The 418-nt window shown below is 68.4% G+C and carries 1 pseudogene; it reads right to left on the reverse strand.

Annotation, left to right across the window (positions count from 1 at the left end):
• A pseudogene (locus GVL52_RS32375) lies at positions 1-312 on the reverse strand (hypothetical protein); the annotation flags it as partial.
• Positions 313-418: the final 106 nt, after the last annotated feature.

Raw genomic sequence — 418 nt, forward strand, 5'->3', positions numbered from 1 at the left:
CGGGATCAGCACCCGCTCGGCCAGCCGGTACTTGGCGTCCAGCACCGCGAACACGCAGGCGAAGACCAGGGACGCGCCCATCGCGATGAACATGCGCAGCGTGGTGCGCAGCAGGTAGTAGGGCAGCTGCCACGGGTCGAGCGACAGCGGCAGCGTCTCGCCCATGTGGAAGGGCTGCGCCATCTGCGCGGCGCCGTAGGCCAGCAGCACGATCGCGGCCAGTACCAGGGGCAGCAGGGCCCAGTCCCATCGGTTGGGACCGGCATCCACGACCTGGCGTGGAAAGAATTCGCGGGACGCTTGGTTTTTCATGGTGTGCGGGACCGGAATGGCAGAGCATAGGGTAGCCGGTCACCGTGACGCCAAGGGCCTCCCTGCACGCCCCGCGCGCCATACAGGGCTCGTACTGTGCGCGGGC

The organism is Rhizobium sp. 18055 (genome assembly GCF_902706285.1).
In the GTDB taxonomy this organism is placed as follows: Bacteria; Pseudomonadota; Alphaproteobacteria; order Rhizobiales; family Rhizobiaceae; genus Rhizobium.